Below are 17,362 nucleotides of genomic sequence, written 5' to 3'. Positions count from 1 at the left end.
CGCGGGCCGCGGCATCCGTTCTAGTAGCTCGTCAGATTCACGATTCGGTACGACGCGTGCCAGCGCGCACCTGACGGCGACGAACCACCATCAGCAGCGCGCCCGCGAGCAGCGCCGCGAGTGCCGCCAGGAGCCCGGGGACGATCTCGAATCCCGTGCTCGCGAGGTCACCGTTCGGACCGGCAGCGGTATCGCTGCCGTCGCCGCCGTTGCCCGCGCCGTCGCCACCATTACCGTCGCCGTCACCCGAGGGCTCCGTCGGCGGCTCCGGATCCGTCACCGGCGGCGTCGACCCCGCGACCACGGCGATTGACGCCTCCGCGGTCGCGGGCTCGAACGGAGTCGGGGCGAAGCGCGGAACGTCAGCAGCGGAGGTGACCGTGATGGCCGCGGTCTGCGTTCCGACGGAGTCGCTCTTCGCCTCGAGCGAGAGCACCCAGGCGCCGTCCTGTTCGCGCACCTGCAGCCCGTGCAAGTCGCCTCCGAACGACGCTGTCGCCGTGATCGGCACCTCGGATGCCGCGGTGTCGCCGAACGCCACCGTGGCGACGTCGAGCACCTTCGCCGTGCCGGCGGTGAGCTCGCCGCCCGTCGCCGGGGTGATCTGCGGAGTCACCCGCTGGGGAGCCGCGACGCTCGGCAGCCGGTTCGCCTTCTCCGTGCCCCAGGCCAGGCCATCCGAAGATGAGGCGAGAGTGAAGTCGAGCGACCCGCCCGCCTTGATGTCGTCGAGGTCGAACCAGGTGCGCGGGGTGTCGACGCCGTCGACCGACACCGACTCGATGTAGCGCGGCTGGCTGTCGCTCGCACCGGGCGCGGTGATGTCGATCGTGTTGCCGTCGTCCAGCGTGATGGTGGCCTGCTCGACGCGCGGGGCGTTCATCGCGAACATGCCGGAGCCGGGCACGACGGGAGCGAAGCCGAGGCTCGCCATGACGTACCAGGACGCGAGCGTACCGAGGTCGTCGTTGCCGACTCCGCCGCCCGGGGTGGTGCCGAAGCGGTTGAGGTTCGCGGCGAGCACGTCGTTCACCTTCGCCGGCTGGCCGACCGAGCTGTAGAGCCACGGGTTCATGATGGTGGGCTCGTTGCCGGGGTTGTAGCCGATCGACGTGTAGTAGGTGCTGCCGCCCGGGGCCCAGTGCGTGGGCGAGACGCCTGGGTTGCTCTTCAGTTCGTCCATGCCGAAGTAGAAGTCGAGTCGGCTCAGCATCTGGTCGGTGCCGCCCATCACGTCCTGCAGTCCGGCGAAGTCCTGGTTGGCCATCCACTGGTACTGCCAGGCCGTGCCCTCGTGGAAGCCCGACTCCTGCACCGACGCGTTCTCGCCGGTGGTCACGAACTCACCCTCGGGGGTGACGGCGTTGACGATTCCGGTGAAGCCGCCGGAGAGGGCGACATCTGGGTTCCAGAGTCGCTGCCAGTTGCGGCCGCGCTCGAGGAACGGCGCCGCCTCCTCTGTCTTGCCCATGCGCTGGGCGGCAGCACCGATGGCGGCATCCGAGATGGAGAACTCCAGCGAGGACGAGCCGCCGTGACGGTACTCCTCGAACTGCTGGCCGAGGCCGGGCTCGTTCTCGGAGTAGTACGGGATGTGACGGTTCTTGATCCAGAAGTCCGCACTCTGGCGGCCGACGGATGCGACACCCTCGGGCGGAGCCGTCGTCGCGTTCTCGACCAGCACGTCCCACAGCTCGTCGGAGATGTCGTCGGGCACGGTGCCGAGGGCGAAGTTCTCGGCCACCCAGGCGGATGCCGGATCCCCGGCCATGATGTTCGTCTCGACCGGTCCGAGAGACCAGCGGGGCAGCCATCCGCCCTCGATGCGGTGCTGGTACATCGAGCGCACGATGTCGCTCGCACGATCACGCTCGATCAGGCCGTGGAGCGTGGCCTGGGTGCGGTAGGTGTCCCAGAGGGAGAAGGTCTGATGGTAGGTCCATCCGTCGGCGACGTGCACCGCCAGGTCCATGCCGCGGTAGCGGCCGTCGACGTCGCTGCCGATCGTCGGCGAGAGCAGCGACTTGTAGAGCTGCGTGTAGAAGACCCGCTTCGTCTGCTCGGATGCCGTAATGGCGATCGATCCGAGTTGGTCGTTCCAGGCTGACTTCGTGGCGGCCCGCACCTCGTCGAACGGGGTAGCGTTCTCGCCGACCTCGCTGACGCGGTTGGCTCGAGCGCCGTCCACGTCGACGAAGGAGACTCCGACCGAGATCTCGACGTCGGCGTCATCCGTCGTGTCGAACACGGCGACGGCGCCGTTGTCGCCGCCGGCCACCTCGTTCGACGCCACACCTGGCTGGTGGGCGCCGTCGGCCGACCAGATGCCGGAGCTCGACGTCGGGCGGTCGAACTGCGCGCTGAAGAAGTAGCGCGACTCTTCGCTGCCGCCGCAGAATCCGCTGTTGTCGACCCAGCCCTCGAGGGTGTGGTCGTCGACCCAGGTGACCGAGCTGGCCCCGGCATCGCGCAGGGTCTGACCGACGTTGAACGAGACCGCGGACGTCTGCGAGGCCGGGAACGTGTAGCGGTGCACGCCGGTGCGCTCCGTCGCGGTGAGCTCAGCGGTGACGCCGTCATCGAGGGTGACGGCGTAGTACCCGGCCTCGGCCGATTCGGTGCCCTCCTCGATCGGAATGAGGCTGCGCGTAGTGCGCGGAACCTCGGCGATGCCGGGGGTCACGAGCACCTCGCCGGCAGCCGGGCAGCCCGCGCTGTTGATGTGCCGGTGGCTGAAGCCCCACACGCTCCCGAGGTCGGCCGAGTACGACGTGGACTGGTAGCTGTTCGTGTTGTCGGGGCTCAGTTGCACCATGCCGAACGGGCGGGTCGCGCCCGGGTAGGCGTTCCCCTCGCTCTCGGTTCCCACGAAGGGATTCACAAGGCTCGAATAGTCATCGGCCGGTGCGGCGGTGGCGCTGGTAGCCGACACGGGTAACGCGAACGATGCGGCCGCGACGAGGACGGCGGTGACGGATGCGGTGACGGATGCTGCGCTCCGCCTTCCGAGCCGCCTTCCGAGCCGCTTTCCGCGTGCTCGCTCTCGTGGGCGATGAGGGACGGGGGCGAGGGACAACGGTCCTCCTTGACGCGTGGTGACGGCTGGACGCTCCGCCGCACGGGTCTGTCGACACTGAACAGCAGGAGAAACGGATGCGCGTGGCATCCGTTCTCCTACCCAACTATGGAATGACGAGTGTGTCAACGTTGTCCTATTGAAATGGGGTACATCCGCGCTAGGTGTTTCGCGCATCTGTACGCCCATACCACACAGTTCGGGCGGCATTCGGGTTGCATTTCTGACAGCGTTGTCCTATAGGGCACCTCACACAGGGGGAGCGCACTCCTCCACCACGGGCGGCCACCGAGAGTGCCGCGCTCCGCGTCGCGCGGGCCGCGGCATCCGTTTCAGGCCAGGGAGTTCTGCGGGCTCTCTTCGAGATACTGTGGCCGCATGGTGGATGGCGCAGACGCGGATGGGTGGTCGCAGGTCGCCCAGGGCTGGGCGGAGCTGTGGGGATCGTTCGCCGATCCGGCGCGACGGGCCCTCGTCGAGGCGGCGGCGATCGGGGCCGGAACGCGCGTGCTCGACGCGGGCTGCGGAAGCGGTGAGTTCCTCAGCCTGCTCGCCGAGCACGGCGCGGATGCCGTCGGTGCCGATCCCGCCCCCGCCATGGTCGCGCTCGCTCGGGGGGCCGGCGATGGCGCCGACGTCGTGCTCGCCGACATCGAAGACCTTCCCTTCTCGGATGCAGCCTTCGATGTGGCGACGGCGGTGAACGCGCTCCAGTTCGCCGATGACACGACGGATGCAGTTCGAGAACTCGCCCGGGTGGTGCGGCCGGGCGGTTTCGTGGCCGTGTCCAACTGGGCGGAGGCCGCCCTCAACGACATAGACGTTGTCGAGGCCGCGATCGCCGAGGCCCGCGACGACGAGCCGTACCCCGACGGCCCGTTGCGGCCGACCGGCGGCATCGAAACGGCGCTCGCGGCTGCTGGGCTCGAGGTCGTGGACTCCGGCGTGGTGGACGTGCCGTGGTTCGCGCCCGACGAGGTCACTCTCGTGCGCGGCATCCTGCTCGGGGAGGACGCCGACGTGATGGCCTCGCTGCATGCGGTGATCGTGGCGGCCGCCGCCCCGTTCCGCGACGGGCAGGGCGGCTACATGCTCCACAACTCGTTCCGGTGGGCGGTCGCGAGGGTGTGAGGACGCAGGCGTTGCATCCGGTGCCTCAGAGTGAACGACACCGCGACCGCGCACGTCCCGCGACAGCGACAGCGGGACCGACAGCGGCTTCAGCGTCAGCGACGCCGCACAGAACGTGCCGGATCGACGTCTGTCGACTCTGCGGCATCCGTTCTCTGATAGGTCCGGCGGGATCCGAGGATCCACATCGGCACCTTCATGATCCAGCCGATGACCCAGAAGCCCGCGACGGCGAGGACCGACAGGATGATGCCGCCCGAGAACAGCCCCGGCATCCACTCGTCGCCGACGAAGTCACGGCCGATCTCGGTGGATCCGGCGGCAGTCATGACCAGACCGACGATCAGCAGGAAGCCGATGATGCCACCGCCGGCCATGATGGCCTCGCCGCCGAGGACGGCGGCGACCAGCAGAGGCAGGAGGAAGCCGCCCAGGATGAGGCCGAGCGCGATGGTCCCGAGGGTTTCGCCCGCCTCGCCCGCGACGCCGTCGCTGATGAACCCCAGGATGAAGCCGAGCGCGACCATTCCCAGCAGCACCCCCATCAGCACGCGGGTGGTCACCGAGATGAACCGCGGGGTGAAGCGATAGCTGCCCGTGCGTTTGACGGCGGGCGCCCGCGTTCGCTTCTTCTTCATCTCCCCCATGCCTCCCACGCCCCCATGCCTCCGACCTTACCGACGACGCATGGGCGGCCCGGTGCACTTCACCGCCACTGCGCGCATTCTGCGGCGCGCCCTCCTCGATATCGGATACGGGGAGCTCGTCATCGGGGGCACCCACGCGATCGTGGCCGCTGAGCTCCCTTCGCTGCACAAGGATCCACACGATCGGATGCTGCTGGCCCGGGCCCGTATCGAGGGGCTTACGCTGCTGACTGCCGACGAGGCGGTTGCCGCGTGCGGTTCGCCGGCGCGCCTGATCTGAGCGCGATGCCACCGGGTCGCCGTGGCGTTCGCTCAAACTCTGCAACGGGCCGGGGCGGGTGCGCGGGGCGGCTGCCGGCTGAGGGGCTGAGGGGCTGAGGGGATTCCGGCACTCCTCCACAGCCCTCGTTCGCAGCACTTGATTCCACAGAAAATTCTTTCGAAAAACCTGATCAAACGGTGAAAAACGCGCCGGCAGTGTCGGTGGGTGCTGCGAGTATCAAGGTATGGAAACCCCGACACCGTTGGCTTCGTTGCAGCAGGATGTTGCAGCGCTGGCCGCCGTATGGGCGGGCGCTCTGCCCGCGTTCGGCGTGCTGCCGTCTGATGCGCAGGGATCCTTCGAGCTGATGAGCGGTTCCGGTCTGGTGTCGGTGACGGATGCTCTCACCCGACTCCGTCGCACCACTGATGCTCTTCTGGTGCGGGCAGCGGGAGAGGTCGGCCGACGCTCGGGTCCCGAGTTCGGTACCGAGGGGTTGGCGAAGAAGAACGGGTTCTCCACCCCGACCCGGCTGCTCGCATCGTCGACCGGGGGCAGCACGGGCGAGGCGGCGCGGTTACTCGCGGTGGGGGCAGCGACGGCATCCCGTCAGGACTTCAGCGGCCAGGCTCGCCCGGCACGGCATCCCCACGTCGCCGCCGCACTGGACGCCGGCCTCATCAGCGTCGACGCGGCAGGAGCGATCACCGGAATGCTCGACCGGGTGGCACCCCGAGCGGATGCCGCCGTGGTCGAGGGCATCGAGAAGATCCTCGCCGAGCGTGCAGCCGAGCTGCCGTTGAGCCTGCTTTTGCGGGTCATCAAGCAGGCCGAGGCGCGGCTCGATCCCGATGGTGCGGATCTGCGTGATGAGGAGCGCTGGTTGGGGCGGTCGTTGACTATCCGGGAGAACCGCCACGGGATGACCGAGCTGACTGCTCGCCTCGACCCGGAATCGGCGTCACTCGTGACGACGGCCATCGAGGCACTCGTCTCCGACGGGCTGCGCGCCAAAAGTGCCCGTGCTGACGATGAACCGGTCATCACCGATGACCGCAGCATTCCGCAGCGTCAGGCTGACGCGCTGGTCGAGATCATGCGTCACGTGCTCGGCTGCACCCAGACGATCGCCCCACTCGCCGCCGTCACCACCGTGACCCGCATCGACCTGGACGCCCTCCGTACCGGGCTCGGGTCGGGCAGCATCGACGGCATCGACCAACCCGTCTCAGCCGGAACCATCCGACGCCTGGCCGCATCCGCCGACCTCATCCCGATGGTCCTCGGCACCGACAGCGTGCCCCTCGACGTCGGCCGCACAGCACGCCTGTTCACCAAGACGCAACGCCTCGCCCTGCACGAACGGGACGGCGGATGCGCCAGCTGCGGACAGAACATCAACTACACCCACGCCCACCACATCCGCTGGTGGAAACGACATCACGGCCCAACCGACATCACCAACGGGGTACTGCTCTGCAGCTTCTGCCACCACATGATCCACCGCGACGGCTGGAACATCCACGCCACCCCGACCGAAGTGTGGTTCATCCCACCACCCCACGTCGACCCCGACCAAGTACCCCGACTCGGCGGCAAAGCCAGGTTCAGCCTGCCGAGATCGGCCGCCGCGTGAAGGCCCTCATGGCCTCGAGGCCATCAGCCTCATACCGAAGGCGTCGCCGAAACACTGACCCTTCGGCGACGATGCCGAGCTGCGAAAGCTCAGCGCACCCTCCGGCTGGGGTACGACTTGACCTCTTCGCCGTAGTGCGACCACGGGTGCGGCTGCGCGGCGATCATGCGGCGGTAGAGATCCTCCGGCACGCCGGAGTACTCGTAGACCGACCCAGTGTCGTACTGCACGCAGAGCAGCTCACGATCGGGATCGTATCCGAGCGCGCGGATGCCGCTCGAGTCGACTCGGTGGAGCTTCATGTCTCGGGCGCCTCCGTCAACTCAAGGCCTCGGGCGTATCAGGCCTCGCCCGCGGCGATCGCCTCGAAGACCGGCATCTCGAGCTTGTTCATGGTGAGCATCGCCTTGAACAACCGCTCTTTGAGGTCGGCATCCGTCGTCGCCATCAACTCGGTGAAACCGCGGGGAACCAGCTGCCAGGAGAGACCGTACTTGTCGGTAAGCCAGCCGCACCGACTGGGCTCGCCGCCGTCGGCGACGAGGGCGTCCCACAGGCGATCGACCTCGGCCTGGTCGTCGACCTCGAGCTTGATCGAGACCAGCTGGGTCAGCGCGACATCCGGGCCGCCCGCGATCAGTTGGTAGCGGGCACCCGCCACGGTGAAGTCGACCACGAGCGGCTCCCCGGCGTGGTCGGATCCCTCCGGCCAGGGGTCGATGTTGAGGATCTCCGAGTCGGGCACCAGCGAGGTGTAGAACTCGGCGGCCTCGTCGAGAGGTCCCTCGAACAGGATGCAGGTCATGGCAGTCGTGGGCATGATGGAAGCTCCGCATCATCGTCGTCGCATCGTCGCGTTCTTCGACGGTAGACCCATCGCACTGCCATGGGGAGGGGTGGAAGGCACCACCCGATGCGCAGTACAGTGCCCCCATCACCAGCTGAGCGCCACCGTCAGCCGGAGGAAGGAGCCCTCACATGAGCGGCGAACCCCACAAGACCCCCGCCCGCGTGCTCTTCATCCACAGTGCCGGGCCGCAGGATGCCGGCGAGGGCAGTTCGAACCTCGTCGAGGCACTGCGCACGGAACTCGGATCGACCTTCGCCGTCGACTTCCCGATCATGCCCGAGCCCGACGATCCGCACTACGCCGCGTGGAAGGCCGAGGTCGTGCGACTGCTGGACGGTGCCACGGGTCCGCTGCTGGTCGTCGGCCATTCACTCGGGGCGTCGGTGCTGCTGAAGGTTCTCGCGGAGGGGGCGACGGATGCCTCCCTCAGCGCGCTCTTCCTCGTGGCCACGCCCTACTGGGGCAGCGAGCTCGAGGAGTTCGTGCTGCCCGACGGCTTCGGCAGCAGACTGCCGGCCGGGCTGCCGATCTTCCTCTATCAGAGCAGCGACGACGACGTGGTGCCGGCCGACCACCTCGACCTCTACGCCCGCGAGCTGGCCGGCGCCGAGGTGCGTCGACTAGACCACGGCGGGCACGTCTTCACGGATGGGCTTCCCGAGCTGGTCGCCGATATCCGGGCGGCGGCCGAGTAGGCGGGATCAGCCGTCGCGCTGCTGGGTGCCGCCTTCCTCGCGTTGCTCCTCCAGGCGTACCGAGTCGCGACCCCACCAGGTGGTGATGTCGACGCCGTGGTTCTCGGCGTCGGCGAGGGTCCACCACTCGGGTGCCTCGCTGTCGTCGGCGATGCGTCCACCGGCGGCGACGATCGCGTCGATGCGGGCGCGCACCTGGTCGTGCGGCACGGCCACGTCGATATGCATCCGCCCGCGGCGAGGGCGATCGGCCGGCATCTCGTCCTGCAGGAAGAACGACGAGTTTCGCCGCAGCGGGTCGACGAGATGCGTCTCGTTCGGCCTCACGTAACCGAGCGCCGCCTGCCAGAACGGCAGCACCGCGGCATCCGGAACCGAGGCGATGGCCACCTGCAGGACCTGGATCCTGCTCGGGTCGGCCACCAGTCCCCGCTGCGCGGCGGCCGCGGAGATCGCCCTCGCCAGCTCGAGATCACGCGTGCTGAGATCCCGGATGCCGCGAGTGACGAGCTTCACCGCCACACCTTCTCGCCTCAGGTCGACGTCGGGGTCGTGCCGGTCGTCGGCCACGAGCTCAGCGATGTCCGCGACGAAGGCGGCGCCCTGCGCGTACGGCTCGGCGGATTCGGCGCGGAAGAATGCGTGCGCGCCCCAGTAGAGCACCCGCCAGTCGTCGACGCCATCGGCTTCGGAGAACTGCTGCGGGGTGATCTTCTCGGCGGCCATGAGCCCATGCTCCCTGTAGCCGCCGACAGCGGCAAGAGCGTGTCGGTGGGGCGGAGTAGCTTGCGTGAATGAGCGCTCCACAGGCATTCGAGCTCCATGTTCCCGACGACGTTCTCGACGATCTTCGCGATCGCCTGAGGCGCACCCGCCTGCTCCCCGACTCGCCGCGCAAACCGGCGTCGGGCATGAGCTCGGCGTATCTGCGCGAGCTCATCGACACGTGGCTCGACTGGGACTGGCGTGCGCGTGAGGCCTGGCTCAACTCCCATCCGCAGTTCATCGCGCAGATCGACGACACCGCGGTGCACTTCGTGCATCGACGGGCGACGGATGCCGCAGCCGGCGCCGCCGAGGCACCGACGCTCCTGATCATGCACGGCTGGCCGCACACCTTCGCTCTGCAACTCGACTTCGCCGATCAGCTGCCCGACTTCACCGTCGTCGTCGCGAGCCTGCCCGGCTTCGCGTTCTCCTCGCCCTACGCCGACGGTCCGATCTCGGAGACGCGGCTGGCCGACACGATGCATGCTCTGATGACCGAGGTGCTCGGCTACGAGCGGTACATCACGTACGGCGAGGACGTGACGGCCAACATCAGCGACCTTCTCGCGGCGCAGCATCCCGAGCAGGTGATCGGGATCCTGGCGACGAGCGCGCACTTCCCGAGCTATGACGAGCGTGACGCGCTGACCGACCCCGGGGAGAAGGCCTTCTTCGACGAGCTGTCGGCCAAGGGTGGGCCCGACGGCGCCTACGGTCACGTGCAGAACACCCGGCCCGACACCCTCGCCGCGGCATTGAACGACTCCCCCGCCGGCCTTCTGGCCTGGCTCGCCGAGAAGCTCGTCGAGTGGAGCGACACCCCGCCCGGTGACCCGAGCGCTGTCGAGCGGCGCATCTCGCGCGACCGCATTCTCACCGAGGCGATGATCTACTGGGTTACCCAGAGCATCGGCACGTCGTTCCGCCCGTATTACGAGGGTGCCGACAGGCCGGACTCGATCCCGCCGACGTCGGTGCCGGCCGCCATCGCGATCCAGAAGCACGAGGGCGGCTACCCCGAGTCGTTGGCGCGGCGGCACTACACCGGGATCCGCACCTTCGACCGACTTGAGGAGGGTGGGCACTTCACTGCAGCTGAGATCCCCGAGGAGTTGGCGCGGCGCATGCGGGAGTTCGCTGCGTCGCTGACGGATGCCGGCAGCTGAGGCGCCCGAAGCGCATCAGGGCTCAAGCGGCGCACCGAACCTGACGCGGGTACCGAACGGATCGCGCACCAGGGAGACGCGCTCGCCCCACGGCTGGTCGGCGGGTTCCTCGTCGACGGGGAAGCCGGCCGAGCGCACGGCATCCGTCGCCGAATCGACGTCGTCGACGTAGATCCAGAGCAGCATGCCGCCCACCGGGTCGGGGTGCTCAGTCAGGCCGAGGCCGAGTGCGCTCGAGCCGAGCTGCAGGGAGACGTAGACGGGCTCGGTCTCATCGGGGAAGGCGTAGCGCAACTCGCCGCCGACGATGTCGCGATAGAAGGCGAGAGCGGCGCTGAGGTCGGGGACTTCGAGGATCGCGAATGCCGACTGGACCATGCCGACAGCATCTCTCCCAGGCGGGCGGAGGTCAACCCCGGCGGGCGGCGGGGAATGCGATGCGCTTCGGCCGCGGACTTCGTCCGGGCCTCAGCGAGCGGGGCTAGGGAGGGAGGATGCTGCTACTCCTCCGTGCGACCCGTCAGGCGAAGCTCCTCGAGGTCGAGCTGGGACTGGATGCGGCGCAGCACGATGTCGTCGATGCGCTGCTCGTCGCGCAGGTTCACGATGGTCTCGCGCTTGAGCTCGAGGGCGGCGAGGCGCAGGCGGTTGTACTGCTCCTTCTGCCGGGTGGCCTCCTCGTCGGGCTCATCGGAGGCGACGGCCTCGAGCACCTCGATGTGGTGCTCGGTCTCGGCGAGCACCTTGTCGCGCACGCTGTCCTCGATGCCGAGCTCGTCCGCCAGGCCGGGGATGGCCTCGACCGCGGCCCGGGATGCCGCGAGTTCGGCGAAGTTCCGTTCCTCGTCGATGCCGTCGTCGGCGGGCAGCCGCGCCCACTTGATGACCAGTGGAAGCAGCGGACCCTGCACGCCCAGGGTGAGCACGATCACGATCGTCGTGACGAACACCACGAGGTCGCGATGGGGGAAGGGGTCTCCCGAGGCGATGAGCGTGGGCACGGCCAGCACGGCGGCCAGCGAGACGGCGCCGCGGAATCCGGCGAGCGACGACATCACGAGGCCGCGCCGCGACGAGCGCAGGGTGCGCTGGTACGGCCGACGGTCGACCGTGCGGATGATCACCGTCGTGAGCATCACGAACGCCGCGCGGATGACGATGAGCGCGATCCACACGACGATGCCGAACACCACGCCGAGCCCCAGCTGCGACGGCGGCAGCTCGCGGATGACGACATGCAGCTCGAGCCCGATGAGCACGAACAGCGCCGCGTTGAGCAGGTAGGTCGACACCGTCCAGAACGACTGCGCCTGGTCGCGCGCCTCCGGTCCGGCCACGCGCGGGGCGATGCGGGCCATCACGAGTCCGCACACCACGACCGCGAGCACTCCCGACGAGCCGACGACCTCGGCGATCAGGAAGGCCGCGAAGGGGGTGATGATGAGGCCGACGTTGCTGGGCAGCGGCATCCGGATGCGGAAGGCGAGCGACCCGAGGTAGCCCATCGCCACGCCGATGGCGATGCCGCCGACGTAGGAGACGATCAGCGTCCACGTGATCTCGAGCGGGGTGATCTCCTGTCCGCTCACGGCGACGGAGACGGCGAGCGCGTAGACGACCAGCGCGGTGCCGTCGTTGATGAGGCTCTCGGCGCGGAGCACGGTGCGCTGGCGGCGGGGCAGGGAGCCCGCGAGCTCGCTCACGGCCGTGGCATCCGTCGGCGCCAGAACGGCACCGAGCACCAGAGCGACGACCCACGGGAGCCCGAACCAGGTGCCCACCATGGCCACGCCGAACGCCGTGATGAACACGAGGAGGGTGCCGTTCAGCAGGATCACGCGGATGAAGCGGCGGATCTCGCGCGTCGACGTGGTGAGGCTCTCCCAGAACAGCAGCACAGGGAGGAACAGCAGGAGCACGGCCTCGGGCGGGAGCTCGACCTCGCGGAAGTCGGGGATGAAGCCGAGGAGCACGCCGAGCGGGATGAGCAGCACTGGCGTCGTGACGCGCAGCCGCGCGGCGATCAGGCCGCCGACCATGATGGCGAGTCCGATCGCGACGATCACCTCGAGCGCGAGCATGCGACCAGCTTGGCAGGGTCGGGGGCTCGGTCGTTGGGGCTTGCGCGGCGCGCTCGAACGACTCGTCGGTTTCGGCCGGGTGGCGGTGGGTGTGGGCGGGATGCTTGGGGACGCTGCGGATGCGGCATCCGTACGCCGGGTCTACGCTCGGCCCCATGACTGACGACGATGTCGACGCCCTCGGCGAGCGCCTGTTGACTGCGGGGCTCGGGATGACCCAGATGCTGTCGATCCACATCGGTGATCGGCTGGGCTGGTACCGGGCGCTGGCGGATGGGGTTCCGCGCACGTCGGCTCAGCTCGCCGACGCGACCTCGACCGACGAGAGATACGCGCGCGAGTGGCTGGAGCAGCAGGCCGTATTCGGGCTGCTCGAGGCGACGGATGCCGCGTCGCGTGACGCCGCCACCCGAACGTTTCGCCTGCCGCCGGCCGCGGCCGAGGTGCTCACCGACGAGCACAGCCTCAGCTACTTGGCGCCGTTCGCGCGCAGCCTCACGGCCGCCGCGCTGCGCATGCCCGACCTTCTCGACGCCTACCGCTCGGGCGGCGGTGTGGGGTGGGCCGCCTACGGAGAGGACATGCGCGAGGCTCAGGCCGACATGAACCGCCCGTGGTTCGAGAGCCGACTGGCCGACGCCCTGCGTTCGGTCCCCGAGCTGAAGGCCTCGCTCGAGCGGCCGGGCGCCCGCATCGCCGAGATCGGCTTCGGCGGCGGTCACGCCTCGATCGCCCTCGCTCTCGGGTTCCCGGATGCCTCCATCGAGGGGTTCGACGTGGATGAGGCATCCGTCACCCTCGCCCGTCGGAACGCCGCGAACGCCGGCGTCGACGATCGCATCGACTTCCACCTCGCGAACGGGTCGGACCTCGCCGGAACCTTCGACGTCGTGTTCGCCTTCGAGTGCGTGCACGACATGCCGCAGCCCGTTCCGGTGCTGGCAGCGGCGCGGGCGGCGCTCGCTCCCGGCGGCGTGATGATCGTCGTCGACGAGGCCGTCGCCGACGAGTTCTCCGCGCCCGGAAATGAGACCGAGCAGCTGATGTACGGCTTCAGCCTGCTCGTCTGCCTCCCCGACGGACGCTCGCACACACCCTCGGAGGCAACGGGAACTGTGATGCGGCGCTCGACGCTGGAGTCGTATGCGGCGCGAGCCTGGTTCGCCTCGGTCGACGTGCTGCCGGTCGAGGGGTTCGCGGCGTTCAGGTTCTACGCGCTGCGGCCCTGACTGCCGCCCGCCGTCGCCTCAGCGCAGGATCCCCCGACGGCGCGCCTCCGACACCGCCGCCGTGCGGGAGGCGACGTCGAGCTTGGAGAAGATGTGGGCCAGATGCGACTTCACCGTGGTCTCGCTGACGAACAGCCGCCCGGCGACGTCGGTGTTCGAGAGTCCGGCGGCGACGAGTTCGAGCACCTCGATCTCGCGCGAGCTGAGACTTACCTGCGGTGCGCGCATGCGGTCGAGCAGACGCGACGCGATCACCGGCGCCAGGGCGCTCTCGCCCGCGGCCGCGGCCCGCACGGCAGCCGTCAGCTCTGCGGGCGGGGCGTCCTTCAGCAGGTACCCGCTGGCTCCGGCCTCGACGGCACCCAGGATGTCGGCATCCGAGTCGTAGTTCGTCAGCACGAGCACGTAGGGCGGGGCATCGAGGGCACGGATGCTCCGGGTCGCGTCGGCGCCGGTGCTGGTCGAGCGGGCGCCGAACTGCAGGTCCATGAGCACCACGTCGGGGTTCTCACGTTCGGCAGCGCGCACCGCCTCCTCGGGCGTCTCGGCCTCGGCGACCACCTCGAGGTCGGGTTCGAGGTCGAACAGGGCGCGGAGGCCCGCCCGCACGATGGGATGGTCGTCGGCGATCACGAGGCGGATCATGACGCTCCCGCCTCCGCGCCCGCCTCGACGCCAGTGAGGGCGAGCTCGATCGCGAGAGTGGTGCCGCGTCCAAGCGCCGAGTCGATCTCGAGCGTGCCACCGAGTTGCTGCACCCTCTCGCGGGTGGCGCGCAGCCCGAAGGAGTCGGACGTCGCGCCGGAGTCGGCATCCGTCTGAGAGATGTCGAAGCCCGAGCCGTCGTCGACGATCGTGAAGCGCAGCACGCCGCCATCGACGGTGAGTTCGATCGTGGCCGTGCGCGCGTCGGCGTGCTGGATGACGTTCGCGATGGCTCCCTGTGCAATGCGCAGCAGGGCGGTCTGCAGGTGCATGGGCAGGGTCACCGCGTCGGAGACCCGCACGGTGACCTCGAGCGGCTGCCACTGGGTCGCGGCGAGACGGCGGAGGGCGCCGCCGAGCCCTTGGTCGTCGAGTTCCGGCGGGCTCAGTTCGCGGATGAAACGGCGCGTGTCGGCGAGATTCGCCGCCGCCGTCTCGCGCGCCAGCCTGATGTGCTCGACGCCGGGACGGTCGGGATCGGCCTGCTCGGCAGCGTGCAGCAGCATCTGGATGCTCGAGAGCCCCTGTGCGACGGTGTCGTGGATCTCCCGCGCGAGCCGTGCCCGCTCCGCCAGCACGCCCGACTCGTGTTCGGTCATGGCGAGCTGGTCGCGGGTGGCGATGAGCTCGGCCATCAGCGCCTCGCGCTGCTGGGCCTCCCGGGCGAGCGCCTGGTAGCCGAGCCCGATGAGCAGGGCGACACCGGCTCCGACCAGCGGACCCACGACGCCGCCGACGCTCCAGCCGCCGTGCACCCCGAGCGCGACGATCGCGACCAGTGTCGAGAGCACGATCGCGACGGAGCCGAGCCAGCGGCCGAGCAGGTGCAGGTAGAGGAAGAACAGCGGGAACACGATGTAGGCGGCATCGGGCGTGAGCCAGAGCAGCACGATCCACTCGGCGCTGAGGAGCGCGAGCCACAGGAGTCGCGGCATCCGTCCCCGGGAACGGATGCCGCCGGCCAGTACGGCGCCGAAGACGTAGGTCACGAGCAGCACGACCGACAGCGCGATCACGGCGCCACTCGAGTCGGTCGGCACGAGCACGGCGCGCGCGATCACCAGCACGACGAGGGCGACGAACAGCACGTGCAGTCCCGCACGCAGACCCGCGAACACCGGGGTCAGCGGGTTGTGGGCCATGTGCCGACTCTACGCGCGGCGTGCAGGCCGGTCATCGTTCGAAAGGACGACTCCGCGAGCCACAGTTCGGGCGGCGATGAGCATGCTCGCGGCCGATGACCCGGGCTCGCCGGAAGGAGAGAGTCGAATGGTCACCGGATGCGGTGACGGAAATGGAGTCACCATGTTCGTCGCTTTACGCGACCTGCGCTTCGCGAAGGGCCGATTCGTGCTCATCGGCTCGGTCGTCGCCCTCATCACCGTGCTGGTCGGGTTCCTCAGCGGACTCACCGGCGGCCTCGCCATCCAGAACATCTCGGGGGTGCTCGCCCTCCCCGCCGACAGGCTCGTCTTTTCGGAGCCCACCGACGGTTCCGGTTCGGCGAGCTTCTCCGACTCGGCGATCACCGAGCAGATGGCGTCGGCCTGGGCATCAGCCGACGGCGTCGACTCGGCCCAGCCCCTCGGCATCAGCCAGACGCGCGCCGAGGCCGGCGACATCCGCGCCGCCATCGCCCTCTTCGGCGTCGAGCCCGGCTACGACGCCACGTCGCCCACCGCCGACGGCCGCCTCGGCCTCTCCACGACGGCCGCCGACGAGCTCGGCGTGACGACAGGCGACGACGTCACGATCGCCGGAACCGAGTACACCGTCGAGACCATCGAGGGCGACTGGTGGTACAGCCACACGCCTGTCGTGCAGATGACCATCGACGATTGGCGGTCGTACTCGGCCGCCACCGGAAACCCCGAGGCCTTCGCCACAGCGCTGGCCGTCGACGGCGACCCCGACTGGGCAGCCGTCGACCAGACTGCGGCGACCCAGTCCGAGAGCCTCCTCGGCTCGCTCACCGCGATCGGCGCGTTCCGCTCCGAGATCGGCTCGCTGCTGCTCATGGTCGCGATGCTGTTCGGCATCTCGGGACTGGTGATCGGCGCCTTCTTCACCGTGTGGACCATCCAGCGCACCGGCGACATCGCCGTGCTCAAGGCGCTGGGCGCGAGCACGGCATCGCTGATCAAGGACTCCCTCGGCCAGGCGCTCATCGTTCTCGTGCTCGGCATCGGAGTCGGCCTCGCCGTCGTGGCCGGGCTCGGCGCCCTGGCTGGAACGGCGCTGCCCTTCCTGCTCAGCCCTCTCACCACCCTTCTGCCCGGAGCGATCATGATCGTGCTCGGGCTCGCGGGCGCCGCCTTCGCACTCCGCTCCGTCACCTCAGCCGACCCCCTCACAGCACTCGGGAGCAACCGATGATCACCCTCGACGACGTCACCCTCACTTTCCCCGACGGCGACCGCCGCGTCACCGCAGTCGACCGCGCCTCGCTCACCGCGCATCCGGGAACCGTCACCGGCATCACCGGGCCGAGCGGCAGCGGCAAGTCCAGCCTGCTGGCCGTCGCCGCAACTCTCATCAGGCCCGACTCCGGCCGTGTCATCGTCGACGGCGTCGAGACCACCGGACTCGCGGCGGGCGACGCCAGCCGGTTGCGCCGCGACTCCATCGGCATCGTCTTCCAGCAGTCCAACCTGGTGCCGTCGCTCACGGCGCGGGAGCAACTGCGAGTGATGAACGAGCTCGGCGCCCGGCACTCGCGGAGCAGGCGAACGGATGCCGCCGCCCACGCAGACGCTCTGCTCGACTCCGTCGGACTGGCCGACCAGCGCGACAAGCGTCCGCATCAGCTCTCGGGCGGGCAGCGCCAGCGCGTCAACATCGCCCGAGCGCTCATGAACGACCCGAGCGTGCTGCTGGTCGACGAGCCGACGAGTGCCCTCGACCAGGAGCGCGGCGCCGAGATCATCGAGCTGATCCTGAGGCTGTCGACCGAACGCAGCACGTCGACCCTCCTCGTCACGCACGATCTCGTGCACCTGCCGCGGATGCACGCCGTGGTGCGCATCGTCGACGGGCGGATCGCCGACGAGCGGATCGACGAGCGGCTCGCGCAGGTGCAGGGTGCAGGTGCGTGACGAACGCCTCCCTCCGCCACT

General features: G+C 69.2%; 17 protein-coding genes. 8 read left to right on the top strand and 9 right to left on the bottom strand.

Features of this window, described 5'->3' with window-relative positions; translation table 11 throughout:
* Positions 1–37 precede the first annotated feature (37 nt).
* Positions 38–3,166 carry a GH92 family glycosyl hydrolase gene (locus tag E4M00_RS15185; protein ID WP_275668212.1) on the bottom strand — a complete coding sequence of 1,043 codons (3,129 nt, stop codon included), beginning with the start codon at positions 3,164–3,166 and terminating at the stop codon, positions 38–40.
* A 288-nt stretch (positions 3,167–3,454) separates the two neighbouring features.
* Between E4M00_RS15185 and E4M00_RS15180 the strand changes: the two genes are divergently transcribed.
* On the top strand, positions 3,455–4,207 hold the full coding sequence (locus E4M00_RS15180; RefSeq protein WP_135121327.1) for a class I SAM-dependent methyltransferase: 753 nt from the start codon (positions 3,455–3,457) through the stop codon (positions 4,205–4,207).
* Between the two features lie 95 nt (positions 4,208–4,302).
* Here the strand turns inward: E4M00_RS15180 and E4M00_RS15175 are convergent, their stop codons facing one another.
* Positions 4,303–4,845 carry a hypothetical protein gene (locus tag E4M00_RS15175; RefSeq protein ID WP_135121326.1) on the bottom strand — a complete coding sequence of 181 codons (543 nt, stop codon included), beginning with the start codon at positions 4,843–4,845 and terminating at the stop codon, positions 4,303–4,305.
* Between the two features lie 49 nt (positions 4,846–4,894).
* Here E4M00_RS15175 and E4M00_RS15170 point away from each other — a divergent pair, with 49 nt between their 5' ends.
* Together E4M00_RS15170 and E4M00_RS15165 are read left to right on the top strand one after the other, a co-directional pair.
* Positions 4,895–5,134 (top strand): type II toxin-antitoxin system VapC family toxin, encoded by a 240-nt coding sequence (locus tag E4M00_RS15170; RefSeq protein WP_135121325.1) that lies wholly within the window; start codon positions 4,895–4,897, stop codon positions 5,132–5,134.
* A 226-nt stretch (positions 5,135–5,360) separates the two neighbouring features.
* Entirely contained in the window at positions 5,361–6,752 is a 1,392-nt protein-coding gene (locus E4M00_RS15165) for an HNH endonuclease signature motif containing protein (RefSeq protein WP_135121324.1), read from the top strand.
* Between the two features lie 89 nt (positions 6,753–6,841).
* On the opposite strand, the gene E4M00_RS15160 is transcribed toward E4M00_RS15165, so the two are convergent.
* Both E4M00_RS15160 and E4M00_RS15155 read right to left on the bottom strand, forming a co-directional pair.
* Complete coding sequence (locus E4M00_RS15160) at positions 6,842–7,054, bottom strand: KTSC domain-containing protein (RefSeq protein WP_135121323.1); 213 nt, start codon at positions 7,052–7,054, stop codon at positions 6,842–6,844.
* A gap of 38 nt (positions 7,055–7,092) precedes the next feature.
* Positions 7,093–7,572: a VOC family protein gene (locus tag E4M00_RS15155; protein ID WP_135121322.1), complete on the bottom strand. Its 480-nt coding sequence runs from the start codon at positions 7,570–7,572 to the stop codon at positions 7,093–7,095.
* A 158-nt stretch (positions 7,573–7,730) separates the two neighbouring features.
* On the opposite strand from E4M00_RS15155, the gene E4M00_RS15150 reads away from it, so the two are divergent.
* Positions 7,731–8,297, top strand: a complete 567-nt coding sequence (locus tag E4M00_RS15150) for an alpha/beta fold hydrolase (RefSeq protein WP_135121321.1) — start codon at positions 7,731–7,733, stop codon at positions 8,295–8,297.
* A 6-nt stretch (positions 8,298–8,303) separates the two neighbouring features.
* Here the strand turns inward: E4M00_RS15150 and E4M00_RS15145 are convergent, their stop codons facing one another.
* Positions 8,304–9,023 (bottom strand): 4a-hydroxytetrahydrobiopterin dehydratase family protein, encoded by a 720-nt coding sequence (locus E4M00_RS15145; protein WP_135121320.1) that lies wholly within the window; start codon positions 9,021–9,023, stop codon positions 8,304–8,306.
* Positions 9,024–9,091: 68 nt separating this feature from the next.
* Here E4M00_RS15145 and E4M00_RS15140 point away from each other — a divergent pair, with 68 nt between their 5' ends.
* Positions 9,092–10,231 carry an epoxide hydrolase family protein gene (locus E4M00_RS15140; protein ID WP_135121319.1) on the top strand — a complete coding sequence of 380 codons (1,140 nt, stop codon included), beginning with the start codon at positions 9,092–9,094 and terminating at the stop codon, positions 10,229–10,231.
* Between the two features lie 15 nt (positions 10,232–10,246).
* Here the strand turns inward: E4M00_RS15140 and E4M00_RS15135 are convergent, their stop codons facing one another.
* Complete coding sequence (locus E4M00_RS15135; RefSeq protein WP_135121318.1) at positions 10,247–10,609, bottom strand: VOC family protein; 363 nt, start codon at positions 10,607–10,609, stop codon at positions 10,247–10,249.
* Between the two features lie 122 nt (positions 10,610–10,731).
* A complete protein-coding gene (locus E4M00_RS15130) occupies positions 10,732–12,312 on the bottom strand; it encodes a Na+/H+ antiporter (RefSeq protein WP_135121317.1) in 1,581 nt (526 codons plus the stop codon).
* 155 nt (positions 12,313–12,467) lie between these two features.
* Here E4M00_RS15130 and E4M00_RS15125 point away from each other — a divergent pair, with 155 nt between their 5' ends.
* Entirely contained in the window at positions 12,468–13,541 is a 1,074-nt protein-coding gene (locus E4M00_RS15125) for a class I SAM-dependent methyltransferase (RefSeq protein ID WP_135121316.1), read from the top strand.
* 18 nt (positions 13,542–13,559) lie between these two features.
* Here E4M00_RS15125 and E4M00_RS15120 read toward each other — a convergent pair whose 3' ends face one another.
* Both E4M00_RS15120 and E4M00_RS15115 read right to left on the bottom strand, forming a co-directional pair.
* On the bottom strand, positions 13,560–14,186 hold the full coding sequence (locus tag E4M00_RS15120; RefSeq protein ID WP_135121315.1) for a response regulator transcription factor: 627 nt from the start codon (positions 14,184–14,186) through the stop codon (positions 13,560–13,562).
* A complete protein-coding gene (locus E4M00_RS15115) occupies positions 14,183–15,388 on the bottom strand; it encodes a sensor histidine kinase (protein ID WP_135121314.1) in 1,206 nt (401 codons plus the stop codon). Before E4M00_RS15115 ends, E4M00_RS15120 begins: the two co-directional genes overlap by 4 nt.
* A 163-nt stretch (positions 15,389–15,551) precedes the next feature.
* Between E4M00_RS15115 and E4M00_RS15110 the strand changes: the two genes are divergently transcribed.
* Both E4M00_RS15110 and E4M00_RS15105 read left to right on the top strand, forming a co-directional pair.
* Positions 15,552–16,622 (top strand): ABC transporter permease, encoded by a 1,071-nt coding sequence (locus E4M00_RS15110; RefSeq protein WP_135121379.1) that lies wholly within the window; start codon positions 15,552–15,554, stop codon positions 16,620–16,622.
* On the top strand, positions 16,619–17,341 hold the full coding sequence (locus tag E4M00_RS15105) for an ABC transporter ATP-binding protein (protein WP_135121313.1): 723 nt from the start codon (positions 16,619–16,621) through the stop codon (positions 17,339–17,341). The genes E4M00_RS15110 and E4M00_RS15105 overlap by 4 nt, the downstream gene beginning before the upstream one ends.
* Positions 17,342–17,362: the final 21 nt, after the last annotated feature.

It is taken from the genome of Orlajensenia leifsoniae (assembly GCF_004570845.1).
GTDB classification, from domain to species: Bacteria; Actinomycetota; Actinomycetes; order Actinomycetales; family Microbacteriaceae; genus Orlajensenia; species Orlajensenia leifsoniae.
Note: the sequence above shows the minus strand (reverse complement) of the source record. Positions and strands in the feature narration are given on the sequence as shown.